The sequence below is a fragment of the Ascidiaceihabitans sp. genome (assembly GCF_039986515.1).
Lineage (GTDB): Bacteria > Pseudomonadota > Alphaproteobacteria > Rhodobacterales > Rhodobacteraceae > Ascidiaceihabitans.
In genome coordinates this window covers 33016-49694 of record NZ_JBDWQO010000012.1, presented here as the reverse complement: position 1 = coordinate 49694, position 16679 = coordinate 33016, and the positions used below count along the sequence as shown (strand labels likewise).

The 16679-nt window shown below is 56.2% G+C and carries 17 protein-coding genes; 11 read left to right on the top strand and 6 right to left on the bottom strand.

Going from position 1 to position 16679, the window contains the following annotated elements; translation table 11 throughout:
* Window positions 1-114: 114 nt before the first annotated feature.
* The gene (dprA, locus tag ABJL60_RS11280; protein WP_348289452.1) at window positions 115-1266 is read right to left on the bottom strand and encodes a DNA-processing protein DprA; all 1152 of its coding nucleotides are present in this window, start codon (window positions 1264-1266) and stop codon (window positions 115-117) included.
* A gap of 273 nt (window positions 1267-1539) precedes the next feature.
* Here dprA and ABJL60_RS11275 point away from each other — a divergent pair, with 273 nt between their 5' ends.
* A complete protein-coding gene (locus tag ABJL60_RS11275) occupies window positions 1540-2742 on the top strand; it encodes an MFS transporter (protein WP_348375450.1) in 1203 nt (400 codons plus the stop codon).
* 4 nt (window positions 2743-2746) lie between these two features.
* On the opposite strand, the gene ABJL60_RS11270 is transcribed toward ABJL60_RS11275, so the two are convergent.
* The 5 genes from ABJL60_RS11270 to tldD all read right to left on the bottom strand — a co-directional run bounded on the left by ABJL60_RS11270 (window position 2747) and on the right by tldD (window position 7615).
* Window positions 2747-3541, bottom strand: a complete 795-nt coding sequence (locus tag ABJL60_RS11270; RefSeq protein WP_348375448.1) for an ABC transporter permease — start codon at window positions 3539-3541, stop codon at window positions 2747-2749.
* Window positions 3534-4301: an ABC transporter ATP-binding protein gene (locus tag ABJL60_RS11265; protein ID WP_348289447.1), complete on the bottom strand. Its 768-nt coding sequence runs from the start codon at window positions 4299-4301 to the stop codon at window positions 3534-3536. Before ABJL60_RS11265 ends, ABJL60_RS11270 begins: the two co-directional genes overlap by 8 nt.
* Before the next feature lie 63 nt (window positions 4302-4364).
* Window positions 4365-5378, bottom strand: a complete 1014-nt coding sequence (locus ABJL60_RS11260) for an ABC transporter substrate-binding protein (RefSeq protein ID WP_348375446.1) — start codon at window positions 5376-5378, stop codon at window positions 4365-4367.
* A gap of 38 nt (window positions 5379-5416) precedes the next feature.
* Window positions 5417-6082, bottom strand: a complete 666-nt coding sequence (locus tag ABJL60_RS11255; protein ID WP_348375444.1) for a GntR family transcriptional regulator — start codon at window positions 6080-6082, stop codon at window positions 5417-5419.
* 111 nt (window positions 6083-6193) lie between these two features.
* The gene (gene tldD, locus ABJL60_RS11250) at window positions 6194-7615 is read right to left on the bottom strand and encodes a metalloprotease TldD (protein ID WP_348289443.1); all 1422 of its coding nucleotides are present in this window, start codon (window positions 7613-7615) and stop codon (window positions 6194-6196) included.
* 189 nt (window positions 7616-7804) lie between these two features.
* Here tldD and coxB point away from each other — a divergent pair, with 189 nt between their 5' ends.
* The 10 genes from coxB to ABJL60_RS11200 all read left to right on the top strand — a co-directional run bounded on the left by coxB (window position 7805) and on the right by ABJL60_RS11200 (window position 16676).
* On the top strand, window positions 7805-8653 hold the full coding sequence (gene coxB, locus ABJL60_RS11245) for a cytochrome c oxidase subunit II (protein WP_348289441.1): 849 nt from the start codon (window positions 7805-7807) through the stop codon (window positions 8651-8653).
* Between the two features lie 60 nt (window positions 8654-8713).
* Window positions 8714-9652, top strand: a complete 939-nt coding sequence (cyoE, locus tag ABJL60_RS11240) for a heme o synthase (RefSeq protein WP_348375442.1) — start codon at window positions 8714-8716, stop codon at window positions 9650-9652.
* Window positions 9652-9813, top strand: coding sequence for a cytochrome C oxidase assembly protein (locus ABJL60_RS11235; RefSeq protein ID WP_108827758.1), 162 nt, complete (start codon window positions 9652-9654; stop codon window positions 9811-9813). Before cyoE ends, ABJL60_RS11235 begins: the two co-directional genes overlap by 1 nt.
* Window positions 9813-10388 carry a cytochrome c oxidase assembly protein gene (locus ABJL60_RS11230; protein ID WP_108830039.1) on the top strand — a complete coding sequence of 192 codons (576 nt, stop codon included), beginning with the start codon at window positions 9813-9815 and terminating at the stop codon, window positions 10386-10388. The genes ABJL60_RS11235 and ABJL60_RS11230 overlap by 1 nt, the downstream gene beginning before the upstream one ends.
* 12 nt (window positions 10389-10400) lie before the next feature.
* Entirely contained in the window at window positions 10401-11234 is an 834-nt protein-coding gene (locus ABJL60_RS11225; protein WP_348289437.1) for a cytochrome c oxidase subunit 3, read from the top strand.
* A 107-nt stretch (window positions 11235-11341) separates the two neighbouring features.
* A complete protein-coding gene (locus ABJL60_RS11220) occupies window positions 11342-12022 on the top strand; it encodes an SURF1 family protein (RefSeq protein ID WP_348375441.1) in 681 nt (226 codons plus the stop codon).
* A gap of 6 nt (window positions 12023-12028) precedes the next feature.
* On the top strand, window positions 12029-13417 hold the full coding sequence (thrC, locus tag ABJL60_RS11215; protein WP_348289433.1) for a threonine synthase: 1389 nt from the start codon (window positions 12029-12031) through the stop codon (window positions 13415-13417).
* The gene (locus ABJL60_RS11210) at window positions 13414-14676 is read left to right on the top strand and encodes a pitrilysin family protein (RefSeq protein ID WP_348375439.1); all 1263 of its coding nucleotides are present in this window, start codon (window positions 13414-13416) and stop codon (window positions 14674-14676) included. The genes thrC and ABJL60_RS11210 overlap by 4 nt, the downstream gene beginning before the upstream one ends.
* Window positions 14676-15260, top strand: coding sequence for a GNAT family protein (locus ABJL60_RS11205; RefSeq protein ID WP_348289429.1), 585 nt, complete (start codon window positions 14676-14678; stop codon window positions 15258-15260). The genes ABJL60_RS11210 and ABJL60_RS11205 overlap by 1 nt, the downstream gene beginning before the upstream one ends.
* A 3-nt stretch (window positions 15261-15263) precedes the next feature.
* Window positions 15264-16676, top strand: coding sequence for an FAD-binding oxidoreductase (locus ABJL60_RS11200; protein WP_348375437.1), 1413 nt, complete (start codon window positions 15264-15266; stop codon window positions 16674-16676).
* Window positions 16677-16679: the final 3 nt, after the last annotated feature.

The window sequence follows — 16679 nt, the reverse complement described above, 5'->3', positions numbered from 1 at the left end:
GTCTATGGCTGCGCAAGATGTGGGGTGCAAGCTTTTATTGTCAACCAAGCCGCGCGATGCTGATGATGTCGCAGGTGGATTTGCCCCGATTTGCCCCAAGAAATTGCTGTGATCCTACGCTTTGGTCAGAAGGCCACCTTGGCGTCGTTGGATTTGCCCGTCCAGTTCAAGCGACACCAAAACCGGCGTGATTTGAGACGCAGGGACTGCAATGTCGCGGATCAATTGGTCTTCGGCCATGGGGGCAGGGCCAAGGCGGTCCAGAATCTGCATATGCAAGGCGGATGTATCCCGCAGGCCGGGTTGTTTGGGCGGCGTTTCTTCGGCGGCAAGGGGCAATTCGGCTTGTCGTGAGGGCGATTGGCACAAAGGCGCCAATGCGGCCAGCACATCATCGGCCCCGCGCACCAATGTGGCCCCATCGCGGATCAGCATGTTGCAACCCGACGCGCGGGCGTCAAAAGGATGCCCCGGCACCGCCAGCACGTCGCGCCCTTGGTCCAAAGCGTCACGAGCCGTAATCAAACTGCCTGATTTTGCGGCGGCTTCCACCACGATCGTGGCCTGCGCCAGTCCCGAAATGATCCTGTTGCGCATTGGAAAATGCCGCGCCATCGGTTGTTGTCCCATCGGCATTTCGCTTACACGCAAGCCCTGTTGGGCGATGCCCAAGGCCAGTTCGGTGTTTTCGGCGGGATACATCACATCGACCCCACCCGCTTGCACGGCGACTGTGCCAGTCGGCAATGCGGCCAAATGCGCGGCTGCATCAACGCCGCGGGCAAGTCCTGACACCACAACATATCCGACTTCGCCCAGGTCGGCGGCCAGCTTTTTGGCCATGCGGGTGCCAAGCGACGACGCATTGCGTGCTCCGACCATTGCAATCATGGGCTTTTGCAAAATGGATACGTCGCCCAGCGTCCACAAAAAGGGGGGCGCGTCATCCAATTCGGCCAGTGAAGACGGGTAGGCGGGATGCCGATGATCCACCAGAACCGCGCCAAAATCGCGTGCCGCGCGCATTTCTGCGTGGATCACGCCTTCGGGGCATAGTTGATAGCCGGAAACGCCGGCGGCACGCGCTACCTCGGGCAGCGCGGCCAGCGCGTTTTGCGCAGTGCCGTGTTCAATCAGCAGGCGTTTGTATGTAGAGATGCCGACCCGGCGGGATCGCAACAGACGGAGACGATGAAACTGGTCAACTTCCGAGGTGGGTGGGAGTGGGGGGTGAGTGGAAGAAGGAGTAAATCCTTGGTCAGTCATCCGTAGCTCCGTCCGTTGCTGTACCTTGTATAGCGATAGGGTGGTTAACAGCAGGTGAACGAAATCCTCACTATTTATGGGGATACTGTCTTTTTTGTTGGTTCAATCTCTGATTGTTGCTTGGGTCATGAGCGGAAAACCTAAAACCACGTAAAACTAAAACCACACCCCAAAACAGATCAAATACATCGGTCAGCGCCATTGCGCAGGAAACGGGTCGCTTCGAAATCTTGGCAAGCCTATGCATCACCAAAAACTGCAGGAGCAATTTTGGTGACGACACTTCATCGCTTATCTGGGGCTGCCTATGGCACTCATTTTTCTGATCAAATCGCAAACGTTTCTGTCCCGCTTATCGCGGCTTTGGCGTTCGGGGCTTCATCACAAATGATCGGAGTTTTGGTTGCATGCCAATCCATGGCCCATCTGCTGGGATCAATTCCGTTTGGGATCCTGATCGACCAGAAAGATCTTCGTACGTTGGCGGCGCTGTCTGCAATGACGTCTTTTGCAGGCTTTGCCGGGGCGGTATTTGCCATTTTGTCCGGATCGGTTGTCTGGTTCGGGGTGGCGATAACTGTCGCGGGATTCGGCGTGGTTCTGTTCGGTTTGACGGCATTGTCGATATTGCCGCGTGCCGTTGGGGCAGGGAACCTTGCGCGTGCGAATGCCGCTGTCGAAATCCCGCGTGCCTTGTGTTCTTTTGCCGTACCCCTCGTCGTCGGGCTGGTCGTCAGCGAAGCGCCTGCTTGGGTGATGTTTGCCGCCGCGTGCTTTGGGTCGCTGTGCGCGTTCGGTTTGTCGATAACCTTGCCCCGGTTTGATGTCATTCCAAAGCAACAAGGTTCAGTTTTGTCGCAGATATTCGATGGGGGCCGTTATGCGTTGCGCCATCGGCTTTTGCTGCCGATTTCACTATGTGCAATTTTCTGGAATTTGGCTTTTGCAGCCCTTCTTGTCACATTGGTTCCGGTGATCCGTGACATCTACGGGTTCGCGCCGGGGGCATTCGGGTTTGCGTTATCGGCGTTGGGGCTGGCCGCGGTCTTTGGATCATGGCTGGCGGGGCGCATTCTGGACCGGATTGCCCCGTCTATTATTTTGCTTTTTGGGCCGGGAAGTTCAGTTCTTGCGGCCCTTGGTCTGACCATGATCGGGCCCGCGACGTCCGATATCTGGCTGTACGCTTGTTTTCTGTTGCTTGGGTTCGGGCCATCTATGTGGCTGATCGCCCAAAACTCTGTGCGCCAGAGTGTGACACCACCTGCGATGCTTGGGCGGGTCAATGCGGTCATTCAGACAGCGATTTATGGCGTTAGACCCCTTGGCGCACTTGCAGGGGGGATGGTCGCGGGCGGTTTCGGGGCCAAGGCAGGCCTGTTTGTGGTGGTTGCCGCTTTTGCCGCGTCTTTTCTGGTGTCGGTGTTCAGCGGCCTACGCAGTGTCAAAAGCTACAGATCACTTAAAGCGCATTAAAGCTTTACGTGCGCCACCCCAGCAATCGCCGCTCGAACACGCCAATCACGGCACTGATCAAAACCCCAAGCAAGGACAAGATCACAACCCCTGCAAACAACCGTTCAAGATCGTACAGCGATCCCGCCTCAAGGATATAGGCCCCGATGCCGTATTCAGCCCCAAGCATTTCGGCTGCAACCAACAGGATAATGGCAATCGCCAAGCTGATCCTGAGACCGGACAGAATGCCCGGCATGGCCCCGGGCAGAACGATCTTGCGCACAATCGACCACCAAGACAGCCCAAAGCTTTGGCCCATGCGGATCAAGGTGCGGTCTACATTATCAACCGCGCCATAGGTTGCGACCACGGTAGGGGTGAAGGTGCCAAAGGCGATCAAAGCGTATTTTGACCCTTCTCCAATGCCAAACCAGATCACAAACAGCGGCAAAAGTGCGATCTTGGGGATCGGAAAAATGGCCGCGACCAAAGGCACAAGACCTGAGCGCACATAAGAAAACAGACCGATCAGGATGCCGACACTGATGCCGACGCTGGCGCCGATCAACGCGCCGACAAACAGACGTGACAGGCTGGGGAACAGGTGCTTGAACAGCAAACCGCTGTCATAAAGTTGGTGAAATGTGTCCAGAACATCCGACGGGCGGGGCAAGGACAGCGACGAAATCCAGCCTGCGCGTGTGCCCCATTCCGTCAAAAGGATCAGCGCCACAAAGACCGCAACACCCACCCAACGGCGCGATTGCGGTGCGAAACCACCGCCCCGAAACGCAACTGATTTTCCGGCATTATCCATGCAGCAGCTCCTGATCGGCAGCGCGCGCTTCGTCGCGCATCAACTGCCAAAGTTGTTTTTGGGCGCGGTCTAGATCGGCATCGCCGAATTCACGCTGGGACAGGGGTTTGTCGATGTCCACGATTTCGCGGATTTGTCCCGGACGGCGTGACAGGACCACGACTTTGTGGCCTAGGCGCACGGCTTCGGCCAAATTGTGTGTGACATAGACGGCTGTAAACGGCTGGCGGGTCCAAAGTTCAACCAGATCGTCCATCAGCAGTTCGCGGGTCTGGCTGTCTAATGCCGACAGCGGTTCGTCCATCAGCATCACGGCCGGGTTCACTGCAAGTGCGCGGGCAATGGCCACGCGTTGCTTCATTCCGCCTGACAGTTGCTTGGGCAGCGCCCCTGCGAAATCCGTCAATTTGGTACGCGCCAAGACATCTGCGATAATTGTTTTGGCCGCAGCCCCTTTGATCCCGTGATCCTCAAGCACCAAAGAAATATTGCCCGCCACCGACCGCCACGGCAGCAGGGCGAAATCCTGAAAGATATAGGTCAATGGGTTCAGGCATCCCTGCGGTGCGTCCCCCACCTGCAGGACACGGCCCTTTTGGGGGCGCTCCAGCCCACCAATAAAGCGCAACAAGGTCGATTTTCCGCAACCGGACGGGCCAACGATACACACGATCTGACCGCTTGGAATGTCCAGCGAGATGTCTCGCATAACTTCGAAATCATCATAGAAATGGCCAATGCCGTCCAACCGAATGTCCATTTGGGACCCTTCACAAGTGAAACCGGGGCCCGCGTGATGCAGGCCCCAGTGGTGATATGGTGATCAAGCGCCAATCATGTCCACGTAGGACGGGTCAACCAGCTGTTCGATGGAAATATCCGCGTCCACCAGACCCTCGGACTGGAACCAAGCAAGCTGGTCCTTGATCGATGCGATGTTCAGCGCTGCGCCTTTGTTGATCCGCATCGTGCCATTGACGATGGACGGTGCAGCTTTTGCCCGTTCGCGGTCCGTGTAGACATATTTGTGGATCAGATCGATCATGGCATTCTGATCCGCCGTGCCATCGATCATCGCCGCGGCGTAATCATCAACACCCTTGGAAAAGCCCGCAAGGAAGCTTTCGGTCATGCCGCGTTCATCTGCGGCATTCTTGGCCGAGGTGAAAACGGTCGTGACCTGATAGTCTGGTATATAGTCCGAAACATTGCCAACCATATGCCATGCGCCCGCCTTGGCCAGTGGCTTGGCGATATGCGGAACGATGGACCATGCGTCCACTTGGCCGGACTTCATCGCGCCAATGATCGCGCCGACCTTTTGCAAGGGGGTAAAGCGCAGATCAATGCCTTCTGCGGCAGCCATCTTAGATCCCATGTAATGGAAGGATGACCCGGCTTGGGTCACCGCGTAGGCCTTGCCATCCAGATCTTTCAGCGATGTGATACCCGCCTGATAGGACGCATCGGAAATCAGGTATTTTTGCCCGTCGATGCCCGCCTCTTCGCTTAAAGCGCCGCCAATCACCTTAATGGCACCTTTTTCGGCCAAATTGATCAGACCGCCGGACACAGCCGTGACCGCATAATCCACATCCCCTGACGCAATGGCCACGGCCATGGGTTGGGCCGCTTGGAAAAATTCGAATTCAACATCCAGACCGGCTTCGGCGAAATAGCCGCGCTCGTAGCCTACAAAATTGCCGGAGTGGGATGTAAAGCGCAATGCACCCACTTTGATCTTTTTGTTCGCGGCCAAAGCAGGGGCCGCCAGCCCCGAAGCCGCAACTGTGCCGCCCATCAGGGCCAGTGCCTTTCGGCGATTGAATAGTGTCATGTTATCCTCCCAGATTGATCACTTGTTTTGCGTTTTGATTAATGTCGCAGCTCTGCCTCGACATCGTCTTGTAAAAGGCGCAGCGCATCCGTTTCATTGCGCGACAACACTGCATCCAGCAGCCCTTTTTGGCGCAGCCTGCGGGCCGTCCAGTCTAGTCGCCCTTCGCGCATTTGGGCCAACCGGAACCGCCGGCTTTGGTCAAAGAATTTACGGTGCAAATCAATAAGGCGCGGGCTGTCGCAGGCTTGTAACAGCGCATAGGAAAACGCACGGCAGGCTTCGTCCCATTCCAAGGCCACCAGATCATCGGGATCGGTTGCAGCCATGCTTTCGGCTTTTTGCAATGCGTGATGCGCTGCCATAACGCGCCCCTCCCAGGCCACGTCGCCCAAAGCGATGGCGCGGGCCAAAGCCACTTTTTCGACCTCGACCCGGACCAGTTGAATATCGCGTACATCGTCTTCGGTGGCTGAGGTGACACGAAAACCGCGTTGCGCCGTGGCTTCTACCAGACCCTCGGTCGATAAAATGCGCAGCGTTTCCCGCATGGAATGGTTTGATCCGCCATAGCGGGTGCGCAATTCGTTAATTTTTAGCTTTTGGTCCGGCAACAGCGTCCCAAATGCAATGTCGCGCCGCAAGGATGACGCCAGCAGATCAACGATGGTGCTGTCGTCGGATTTCTTGCTGGTGAAGATCATTTATGTACCGCAAATCTAAAAATGTTGGATATTTTTAGATTTGGTTACACACTTCTGTCAACCTTCGCGGTGCGGCCTGCGCTAAGACAGTTGGGGCTTAGGGTCAGGACCCTAAGCTGCTGACCCTCCGACCGTGAGCCCGCCAATCATCAAAGTAGGCTGGCCGACGCCCACTGGCACCCATTGCCCTGCTTTGCCGCAGTTGCCCATGCCGGGATCAAGCGCCATGTCGTTGCCGATCGCGCGGATATGTTTCAGGGCGGTGGCCCCATCCCCGATCAGCGTCGCGCCATTCACAGCCTCGCCCACAACGCCGTTCCGCACGCGGTAAGCTTCCGTGCAGCTGAAAACAAACTTGCCGTTGGTGATGTCAACCTGACCGCCACCAAAGCCAACGGCATAAATGCCGTCTTTCAGGTCTGCTACGATGTCACCGGGGGCCACATCACCCCCCAGCATGTAGGTGTTGGTCATGCGCGGCATCGGGGCATGGGCGTAGCTTTCGCGGCGCCCGTTTCCGGTGGCTTTGACACCCATCAGGCGGGCGTTTTGACGGTCTTGCATATAGCCGACCAATATTCCGTCCTCGATCAGTGTGTTCTTGGCGGAAGGCGTACCTTCATCGTCCACAGTGATTGATCCGCGACGGTCGGGAATCGTGCCGTCGTCCAAAACGGTGACGCCGGGGGCCGCGATCCGTTGACCCATCAGCCCTGCAAACGCAGAGGTGCCTTTGCGGTTGAAGTCCCCTTCAAGCCCGTGCCCGATGGCTTCGTGCAGCAGAATGCCCGGCCAGCCCGGGCCAAGCACCACGTCCATGATGCCTGCAGGGGCAGGGACCGCGTCCAAGTTCACAACAGCCACGCGCAACGCTTCGCGGATTTTGCCTTGCCAGTCGGTGGGGTCCAGCAAGCCGTCCAACCCCACACGACCACCGCCGCCCGCTGACCCGGATTCGCGGCGACCGTTTTGTTCCACGATGATCGACACATTCACGCGGGTCATCGGGCGCACGTCGCGCACCGATGTGCCTTCGGGGCGCAGAATCTCGACCTCTTGCAGGGAGGCGGCAATGCTGGCCGTGACCTGAACCACGCGCGAATCAAGATCGCGGGCGAAGGCATCCATGTCGCGCAGCGTGTCGAGTTTTACGGGGAACGCAGCACCCGCGATGGGGTCTTCATCGGTATAAAGCCGTTCATTCGTGGCCTGGGGTGCGTCTGCCCATGTGCCACCGCCAGCGCCCACAGCCAGACGCGCGGTTTCGGTTGCGCGTTTTAGTGCAGATTCGGAGATCTCCGTTGAATGGGCATAGCCTGCGACATCGCCGCGCACCGCACGCAGTCCGAAGCCTTCGGATGCGTCGTAGCTGGCGGTTTTCAAACGGCCATCGTCGAACACCATAGCTTCCGATCTGCGGCGTTCCAAAAACAGCTCTCCGTCGTCTGCGCCCGCTGTTGCACTGCGCAAATGGGTCAAGGCGGCGTCACGGTCCAGATCGGATTCGAACGGAGAAAAGGGGGCATCGGCCATAATTGTGTTCCTGTTTTTGGCGGCTTTCCTTCGCTTTATACAAAAAGCGTCCGTTTGCCGCGCCTCAAAAGACTTTATCTTGAGTTAAGAATATGATTGTAAGCGACGATAATACAACGGGAGGCGAAAGCGGTGCGCGCGATTGACCTTTCACCCGAACCCAAAGCGATCACAAGATCAGGACGACACATGAAAAACCTATTCTCATTCTCTGGCCTTTTTGCGGCCTTCGCGGCGGCACCTGCGTTTGCACAAGACGCTTTGGGCGATCTGGAAATCATCGGGGCACCGGTCGACGGCAAGATGGGCTTCCAGCCTGCTGCGACGGAACTGGCAGAAGACCTGCAATGGTTGGATGGCATGTTGTTGGTGGTTTGCACCGTCATCACGTTGTTCGTCACAGGTCTGCTGTTGTGGGCGGCGTATCGCTATAACCGCAAGCGCAACCCGGAAGCGGCCTCTTTCACGCACCACTCACCTGTCGAGGTTGCCTGGACCGTCATTCCTATTGTTATCTTGGTCTTTATCGGCGCGTTTTCCTTGCCGATCTTGTTCAAGCAGCAAGAGATTCCCGAAGCTGACATCACGATCAAGGTCACAGGTTACCAATGGTATTGGGGCTATGAATATGTCGATCACGATTTCGCATTCGACAGCTTCATTTTGGAACGCGAAGATCTGGAAGCGGCCGGTTATTCGCAGCGTGAATACCTGCTGGCCACTGATACATCCGTGGTTGTGCCCGTGGGGAAAACTGTCGTGATGCAAGTGACAGGCGCGGACGTGATCCACGCATGGACCATCCCGGCCTTCGGTGTGAAGCAAGACGCCGTTCCGGGCCGTCTGGCAGAGCTATGGTTCGCTGCCGACAAAGAAGGTATCTATTTTGGGCAATGTTCAGAGCTTTGCGGCAAAGACCACGCCTACATGCCGATCACCGTCAAAGTTGTCAGCCAAGAAGCGTATGATGCATGGCTGAAGGGCGCTATCGACGAATACGCAGAGGCGCCAGCTGCGATTCAGGTCGCATCCAACTAAGCGCTGGGCGGGGTATTAACCCTGCCTATTCGCATCGCATTCATTGAGGACAGCCAGCCCATGACTGACGTTAGCTATACCCCCCAATCCCAAGAGGCAGAGCCCTCTTTGCGTGACTACTACGAGCTGATGAAGCCTCGGGTCATGCAATTGGTGGTGTTCACGGCCGTAGTTGGCCTGCTTGCGGCGCCGGTTTCTGTGCATCCGGTCATCGGGTTTGCGTCGATCTTGTTCATCGCCATCGGGGCAGGGGCTTCGGGGTCGCTGAACATGTGGTGGGATGCAGACATTGATCAGGTGATGAAGCGCACCGCAAAGCGCCCCATTCCCGCAGGCAAGGTCCAGCCGGGCGAAGCGCTGAACCTTGGTGTGGCACTGTCCGGCCTTGCGGTTATGATGCTGGCACTGTCAGCCAATTTGCTTGCGGCCGGTCTTTTGGCTTTCACCATCTTTTTCTATGTGGTCGTTTATTCCATGTGGCTGAAACGCGCGACGCCGCAGAACATCGTTATCGGCGGCGCGGCTGGGGCCTTTCCGCCGGTGATCGGATGGGTTGTGGCAACCGGGGCTATGGCCGTTGAACCTTGGCTGATGTTTGCGTTGATCTTTATGTGGACGCCGCCACACTTCTGGGCATTGGCACTGTTCATGCGGTCCGACTACGATGATGCGGGCGTGCCGATGCTGACGGTGACGCACGGGCGTCCATCAACCCGCCGCCACATTCTGGCCTATACTGTTTTGCTGGCTGTTTTGGCTGTCGGCACCGGGTTTACGTCGATTGGCGGTCCGATCTATCTTTTGGCCGCCGTGATCTTGAATGCACTGTTCCTGAAAGGGGCCTATGATATTTGGCGTCGCGATGAAGTCATCGCTGACCAAGACGATTATGCGGTTGAAAAGAAATTCTTCAAACTTTCCCTACTTTATCTCTTCTTGCACTTCGGTGCTATTCTGGCCGAGGCGTTGTTGCGTCCTTGGGGTCTGGGAGGCTGGTAATGGCGATTAAAGCAGAACATGAAATCCACAGCCGCCGCAAAGGGCGCAATGTGGGCGTCGGCCTGATGCTGGCAGCCTTTGTGGTGTTGGTGCTTGCCTTGACGTTCACAAAAGTCACAAGCGGTGATTTTGAACTGCCGCGTGCGGAAGAGCTGCAATGATGCGGCTTGAAGGTCCTCAAAAAACTGTCGCTCAAACAGTGGCTTTGGTTGTTGTTATGGGCGGGCTGGCCTGGGCGTCGGTGCCGTTCTATGATTGGTTCTGCCGTGTGACCGGCTTTGGTGGCACCACGGGCGTGTCGGAAGTGGCATCCGAAGACGTCCTGGATCAGACTATAAAAGTCCGTTTCGACGCGTCGCTGGACGCGGATATGTCGTGGGACTTCAAGCCTGAAGTGCGCGAAATGGAGCTGCGGATTGGCGAAACGGGATTGGCTTTCTACGAGGCCTATAACCCGACTGACCGCCCCATCGCAGGGTCCGCCAGCTACAATGTCGCGCCGTATCAAGCGGGTTACTTTTTCAACAAAATCGACTGCTTTTGCTTTGAAGAGCAGGTTCTGGCCCCCGGTGAGCGCGTCATGATGCCCGTTACGTTCTATGTGGATCCGGAAATTGTTGATGACCGCGACGGAAAATACGTGCACACGATCACGCTGAGTTATACATTTTACGAAATCGATCTGCCCGAAGGCTTTGCAGCCGTTGAGACAGACAATGACACCAACCTGAACTAAGGGACGCTTCTAATGGCCCATGCAAAAAATCACGATTATCATATCCTCGCTCCCTCAACGTGGCCGCTGCTGGGCGCAGTTGGCGGTTTTGTCATGCTGTTTGGCGCGGTCGTCTGGATGTCGGGCGGTTTGACGATTTTCTTCAAATCCGTTGAACTGTCTGGCCCTTGGATGTTCCTGATGGGGCTGGCCGCTGTGCTTTACGTGATGTTTGGCTGGTGGGCAGAATGTGTTGCCGAAGCCAAAATTGGCGATCACACACCAGTGGTCCAGATCGGCCTGCGCTATGGTGTGATCCTGTTTATCATGTCCGAAGTCATGTTCTTTGCGGCATGGTTCTGGTCATTCTTCAAACACGCTATTTACCCAATGGAAGACTACGCCGGCACCGAATACGTCGCCCCGATCTTCTATCAAGTCGATGCGTTGCACTTGCCTTTGATCAACACGCTTGTGTTGCTGTTGTCGGGGTGTGCCGTGACGTGGGCGCACCACGCTTTGGTTCATGAAAACAACCGTAAAGACCTGATCACAGGCTTGTCGATTTCCATCGCTTTGGGCGTTTTGTTCACCGCGTTGCAAGCCTACGAATACGGCTATCTGTTGAAGCAGGGCTGGGAATTTGGCGGGGACGAATTCTTTTCTAACTTCTTTATGGCAACCGGCTTCCACGGCTTCCACGTGTTGATCGGGACGATCTTTTTGACGGTGTGTTTGGTTCGCGCCATCAAGGGACATTTCACCCCCGAGCGCCATATCGGTTTCGAAGCCGCCGCTTGGTACTGGCACTTCGTTGATGTGGTTTGGTTGTTCTTGTTCTTCGCCGTTTATCTCTGGGGCGTCTAAGCTCTTTGAACCGCGGTTGTTTGGCTTGCACTAAACCTCGAAATCCTTAAAACCCGTAAGGCGCGTGATACATTCACGCGCCTTTGCTGTTCGGAGCCACTGCACTGATGTCGCGTATCTTTTTCTTTGTGATTTTCGGCCTGGGCGGCGCTGGCATTTTGATCAGCCTTGGCACGTGGCAGGTCCAGAGACTGGCATGGAAACAGGGCCTTTTGGCTGAAATCGAAGCCCGCGCAACAGCGTCCCCCCGCGCCCTGACGCCAGAGTTGGTCGCGGATGCAGACAATCGCTATAGTCCCGTCAAAGCCAGTGGTGTGTTTTTGGAAGGCTATTTGCGGGTGCTGGCATCGCGCAAGACCATCGGGCCGGTGTACCGGATTATTCGCCCTTTCCAGTCAAACAGCATTGGTAAGATTTTGGTCGACACAGGGTGGCAACGCACGGCGGACGCCGTAGCGCCTGCGCCCATGCACCGGGTGCAGATCAAAGGCAATTTGGACCGCCCACAGGAAATCGACCAATTCACGCCGGACCCGGATGTGATTGACAATTTCTGGTTTGCCCGCGACGTAGATGCCATGGCGCAGATGCTTGGGGTGGACCCAGTGCTGATGGTGCTTTCAGAGGCGCCTCAGGTTGATCTGGGTGTAACACCATGGCCCGTAGAGACCGGAAATATCCCCAACAACCATCTGCAATACGCAATAACCTGGTTCTCGCTGGCTGCGATTTGGCTGGCGATGACCGCCTATTTCCTAACGCGCGGACCCCGCGCCAAAACAGAGTAAAGTTTCGTGAAATACATCTCGACCCGGGGCAAAGCCCCCGCGCTTAGCTTTGAAGATGCCATGTTGTCTGGCCTTGCCCGCGATGGCGGACTGTATGTGCCCGAAGCAATCCCGACGTTGGATCATGCCACGATCGCCGCAATGGAAGGGCAAAGCTACGAAGAGATCGCCTTTACGGTGATGCGGCCGTTTGTGGGTGACACCTTCAGTGACGATGATTTCAAGGCGATCATTGCCAAAGCTTATGCGGGGTTCGGCCACGACGCCCGTGCGCCTTTGGTGCAATTGGATCAGGGTCATTTCCTGCTAGAGCTGTTTCATGGCCCTACGCTTGCTTTCAAAGACTTTGCAATGCAGCTTATCGGCCAATTGTTCCAAACGGCCCTGTCACGGCGGAACGAACGTGTGACAATTGTGGGGGCCACGTCGGGGGACACAGGGTCCGCCGCCATCGAGGCCTTTCGGGGTTTGGACAATGTTGATGTCTTTATTTTGTACCCTCATGGCCGGATTTCCGAAGTGCAGCGCCGTCAAATGACGACACCCACAGAGGATAATGTGCATGCTTTGGCTATGGACGGGGATTTTGACGCGTGTCAGGCGCGCCTTAAAGATATGTTCAATGACTTCGATTTCCGCGATGGTGTGCGTCTTGCCGGGGTCAATTCGATCAATTGGGCGCGGGTGCTTGCGCAGGTGGTGTACTATTTCAGTTCTGCCGTTAGCCTTGGCGCACCCCACCGCAAAATCAGCTTTACCGTGCCAACAGGCAATTTTGGTGACATTTTCGCAGGCTACATCGCCAAACAGATGGGCTTGCCGATTGACCGTCTGGTTGTGGCCACCAATCAAAACGACATTCTGGATCGTTGTCTGAAAGGCCAAGGCTATCATAAGGGGGACACCGTGCCCTCGATAAGCCCGTCTATGGATATTCAGGTCAGCTCCAACTTTGAACGGGCATTGTTTGACGCCTATGATCGGGACGGTGCTGCGGTTGCGCAGCTGATGGATGAGCTGAAAGCTGGTGGTTTTGACGTCAGCCAAGGGGCAATGCAGGTTTTGCAAAGCCACTACGATTCTGGACGCGCCTCGGAAGAGGACACCCGTGCGACAATCAAGGCGGCCTTGGCATCTACAGGGGAATTGTTGTGCCCCCATTCGGCGATTGGTGTGAAAGTAGCTGAAGAACAGCGCGTTACAGGTACACCGATGATTACACTGGCCACAGCGCACCCTGCGAAATTCCCGGCAGCGGTCGAAGCGGCATCTGATGTACATCCCCCTCTTCCCCCACGCATGGATGACCTTTATGACAGGTCGGAACGCGTCACGCGGGTGCCCGACAACCTTGACGCATTGATGGATCATATTCGAAAGAACATCCGCCCATGAGCTTGCAAACGCACCGCCTGTCCAATGGCTTTCGCATCGTTACAGAACATATGCCGGGTCTGGCTTCGACAACTGTGGGGATCTGGGTGGGCGCAGGCGCACGCCATGAGATGCCACAGCAAAACGGTATCGCGCATTTTCTGGAACATATGGCCTTTAAGGGCACAGATCGCCGGTCCGCGTTGCAGATCGCAGAAGCCATCGAAGATGTGGGCGGCTATATCAACGCATACACCAGCCGCGAGGTCACGGCCTATTACGCCCGCGTTTTGGAAAACGACGTGCCTTTGGCGCTGGATGTTTTGGCGGATATTTTGCTGAACCCTGTGTTTGAAGACAGTGAGATTGAGGTCGAGCGCGGCGTGATCTTGCAAGAAATCGGTCAGGCATTGGACACGCCGGATGATGTGATCTTTGATTGGCTTCAGGAAGAAGCGTTCCCGGATCAACCGATGGGCCGCACGATATTAGGACCATCGGAACGCGTGTCATCATTCACGCGTCAGGATCTGTCGGATTTTGTTGGATCGCACTACGGTCCGGAACAGATGATTTTGTCGGCTGCAGGCGCTGTGGATCATGACGCGTTGGTCAAATTGGCCGAAAGTCTCTTTGGGCACCTCAAGCCAACCCCAAAGTTTAATGTGGCCCCTGCCAAATTCATCGGGGGCGAAACGCGTCAGGTCAAACCTTTGGAACAGGCGCATTTTGCGCTTGGTTTTGAAAGCCCGGGCTACCGTGCTGATGATATTTACGTGGCGCAAATCTATGCCAGTGCATTGGGTGGGGGCATGTCGTCGCGATTGTTTCAGGAAATCCGTGAAAAGCGCGGCTTGTGTTATACGATCTTTGCGCAGGCCGGGGCATATGCCGACACAGGCATGATGACGGTCTATGCTGGTACGTCGGGCGATGAGGTGGCGGATTTGGCCTCCATCACAATTGACGAAATGAAGCGCGCCGCCGAAGACATGTCACCCGCAGAGGTGGCGCGGGCGCGGGCGCAAATGAAAGCCGGTTTGTTGATGGGGCTGGAAAGTTCCTCTAACCGTGCAGAACGTCTCGCGCGACTTGTCCAGATTTGGGACCGTGTCCCGCCGTTGGAGGAAACTGTGTCGATGATTGATGCTGTGACCACGGGGGATGTGCGGGCATTTGCTGAAGCAATGGCCGCAACCGCAACGCCGGCGTTGGCCCTGTATGGGCCGGTCGAGGCGGCACCGACATTAAGCCGTCTACAGGAGCAACGGGCCGCCTGATGCTATTGGCCAAGCGCAAATTGCGGATTGAAACGGAGCGCATGACATTGCGCCCTCCTGTTCATTCCGACTTCCGCGCATGGAGTGCGTTGCGACAGCAAAGCCATGGTTTTCTAAGCCCGTGGGAACCGAGCTGGGCGAAGGATCATCTGACGCGCAAAGCGTTCACCAACCGTGTCTATTGGGCGCAAAGATCGGTGTCGGGGGGCACAGCGATGCCGCTGTTCCTGATCCGGCGCGAAGACGACCGGTTGCTGGGGGCCATCACCTTAGACAACATTCGCCGTGGTCCGTCGCAATCGGGCACCTTGGGGTATTGGACGGGGCAGGACTATGCCCGCAACGGGTACATGCGCGAAGCCATTTTAGCAGTGGTGCATCACGCCTTTGCCCGATTGGACCTAAGCCGTATTGAAGCGGCCTGTTTGCCCGAGAATGCCGCGTCTCGCAGGTTGCTGGAAAAATGTTCATTCAAATACGAGGGCGTCGCCCAGTCCTATTTGCAAATTGACGGGCGTTGGCGCACCCATGTTTTGTATGCGGCCTTGCGCAGTGACCGACGCGGAAAAACTGATGTGGGGTAGAGTATGCTGAATGCGTTAACGGACGACCATTGGGCAGAATTACAAAACCTGTTGCCTTCAGACAGATTTAAACCCGCAGATGCACGGTATCTGGAGGAGCCGCGGGGGCGCTATCATCTGCCCAGCGGGCTTGTGGCACAACCTAGAAACACCAATGAAGTCAGCGCTTTAGTTGCGTTTTGCAATGCACAAAAAATCGGGATCGTACCGTATGGCGGTGGCACAGGTCTGGTCGGTGGCCAAGTGATGGTGAACGGTCCTGTGCCATTGATTTTGTCGCTGGAAAAGATGAATGCCGTGCGCGCGGTCTACGCGGAAGAAAACGTATTGATTGCTGAAGCCGGTGTGATTTTGGCCGATGTTCAAGCGGCGGCGCAGGACGTGAACCGCTTGTTCCCGCTGTCATTGGCAGCCGAGGGCACCGCCCGTATCGGCGGCAACCTCGCCACCAATGCAGGCGGGACGGGGGTCTTAAGATATGGCAACATCAGGGATTTATGCCTAGGAGTGGAAGCCGTTTTGCCGAACGGCGAAATTTTGAACGGGCTCTCACGCTTGCGCAAAAACAACACGGGCTATGACTTGCGGCACTTGCTGATCGGATCGGAAGGTACCCTTGGGATTATCACTGCGGCAGCCCTGAAGCTATCGCCTCGTCCGGCCCGAACGGGCACAGCTATGTTGGTCGTGGACAATCCCAAAGCTGCGCTGTCGTTGTTGGCGCTGGCCCGTGACCAGATCGGGGAATCTGTTTCTGCGTTTGAGCTGATACACAAGCAAGGCATTGATTTTCTGGAAGAAACTTTGCCTGACGTGCGTCGGCCATTCACGGTCGCCCCACAATGGTCCGTTTTGATCGAAGTGGGCCTGCCCAAAGCCATGAGCCCGGCAAATGCCTTGGAAACACTGTTCGAGACAGCGTTGGAACGTGGTTTGGTCAGCGACGGCATTATCGCACAATCACAGGCACAATCTGATGCGTTCTGGTCGGTGCGCGAACATATTCCAGAAGCCAACAGACGCATAGGGTCGGTGTCGTCTCATGACATTTCGGTGCCTTTGGGTGCGCTTGCAGAGTTCATCGACACAGCAGGACACCGCATTGATAAAATCGGAGAGTTTCGCATCAATTGCTTTGGGCATGTGGGGGACGGCAATCTGCACTACAATGTGTTTCCGTTGCCCGGCGGCAACCGCGCCGACCACATGAATGAACGTGACGAAATCAAACGTGTGGTGCATGATCTGGTGCATGAACTTGGCGGTTCTGTCAGCGCAGAACACGGAGTAGGCCGCCTGAAAGTCGACGATCTGGAACGCTACGGCGATCCGGCCAAATTGGCCGCGATGCGGGCCATCAAAACCGCAATTGATCCTTTTGGTATCATGAACCCCGGTGCTGTTTTACGCACCTGAATG

Coding starts and splice junctions, on each gene's coding strand:
- dprA (WP_348289452.1), bottom strand. CDS start 1,266: ATGACTGACCAAGGATTTACTCCTTCTTCCACTCACCCCCCACTCCCA.
- ABJL60_RS11270 (WP_348375448.1), bottom strand. CDS start 3,541: ATGGATAATGCCGGAAAATCAGTTGCGTTTCGGGGCGGTGGTTTCGCA.
- ABJL60_RS11265 (WP_348289447.1), bottom strand. CDS start 4,301: ATGGACATTCGGTTGGACGGCATTGGCCATTTCTATGATGATTTCGAA.
- ABJL60_RS11260 (WP_348375446.1), bottom strand. CDS start 5,378: ATGACACTATTCAATCGCCGAAAGGCACTGGCCCTGATGGGCGGCACA.
- ABJL60_RS11255 (WP_348375444.1), bottom strand. CDS start 6,082: ATGATCTTCACCAGCAAGAAATCCGACGACAGCACCATCGTTGATCTG.
- tldD (WP_348289443.1), bottom strand. CDS start 7,615: ATGGCCGATGCCCCCTTTTCTCCGTTCGAATCCGATCTGGACCGTGAC.
- coxB (WP_348289441.1), top strand. CDS start 7,805: ATGAAAAACCTATTCTCATTCTCTGGCCTTTTTGCGGCCTTCGCGGCG.
- cyoE (WP_348375442.1), top strand. CDS start 8,714: ATGACTGACGTTAGCTATACCCCCCAATCCCAAGAGGCAGAGCCCTCT.
- ABJL60_RS11235 (WP_108827758.1), top strand. CDS start 9,652: ATGGCGATTAAAGCAGAACATGAAATCCACAGCCGCCGCAAAGGGCGC.
- ABJL60_RS11230 (WP_108830039.1), top strand. CDS start 9,813: ATGCGGCTTGAAGGTCCTCAAAAAACTGTCGCTCAAACAGTGGCTTTG.
- ABJL60_RS11225 (WP_348289437.1), top strand. CDS start 10,401: ATGGCCCATGCAAAAAATCACGATTATCATATCCTCGCTCCCTCAACG.
- ABJL60_RS11220 (WP_348375441.1), top strand. CDS start 11,342: ATGTCGCGTATCTTTTTCTTTGTGATTTTCGGCCTGGGCGGCGCTGGC.
- ABJL60_RS11210 (WP_348375439.1), top strand. CDS start 13,414: ATGAGCTTGCAAACGCACCGCCTGTCCAATGGCTTTCGCATCGTTACA.
- ABJL60_RS11205 (WP_348289429.1), top strand. CDS start 14,676: ATGCTATTGGCCAAGCGCAAATTGCGGATTGAAACGGAGCGCATGACA.
- ABJL60_RS11200 (WP_348375437.1), top strand. CDS start 15,264: ATGCTGAATGCGTTAACGGACGACCATTGGGCAGAATTACAAAACCTG.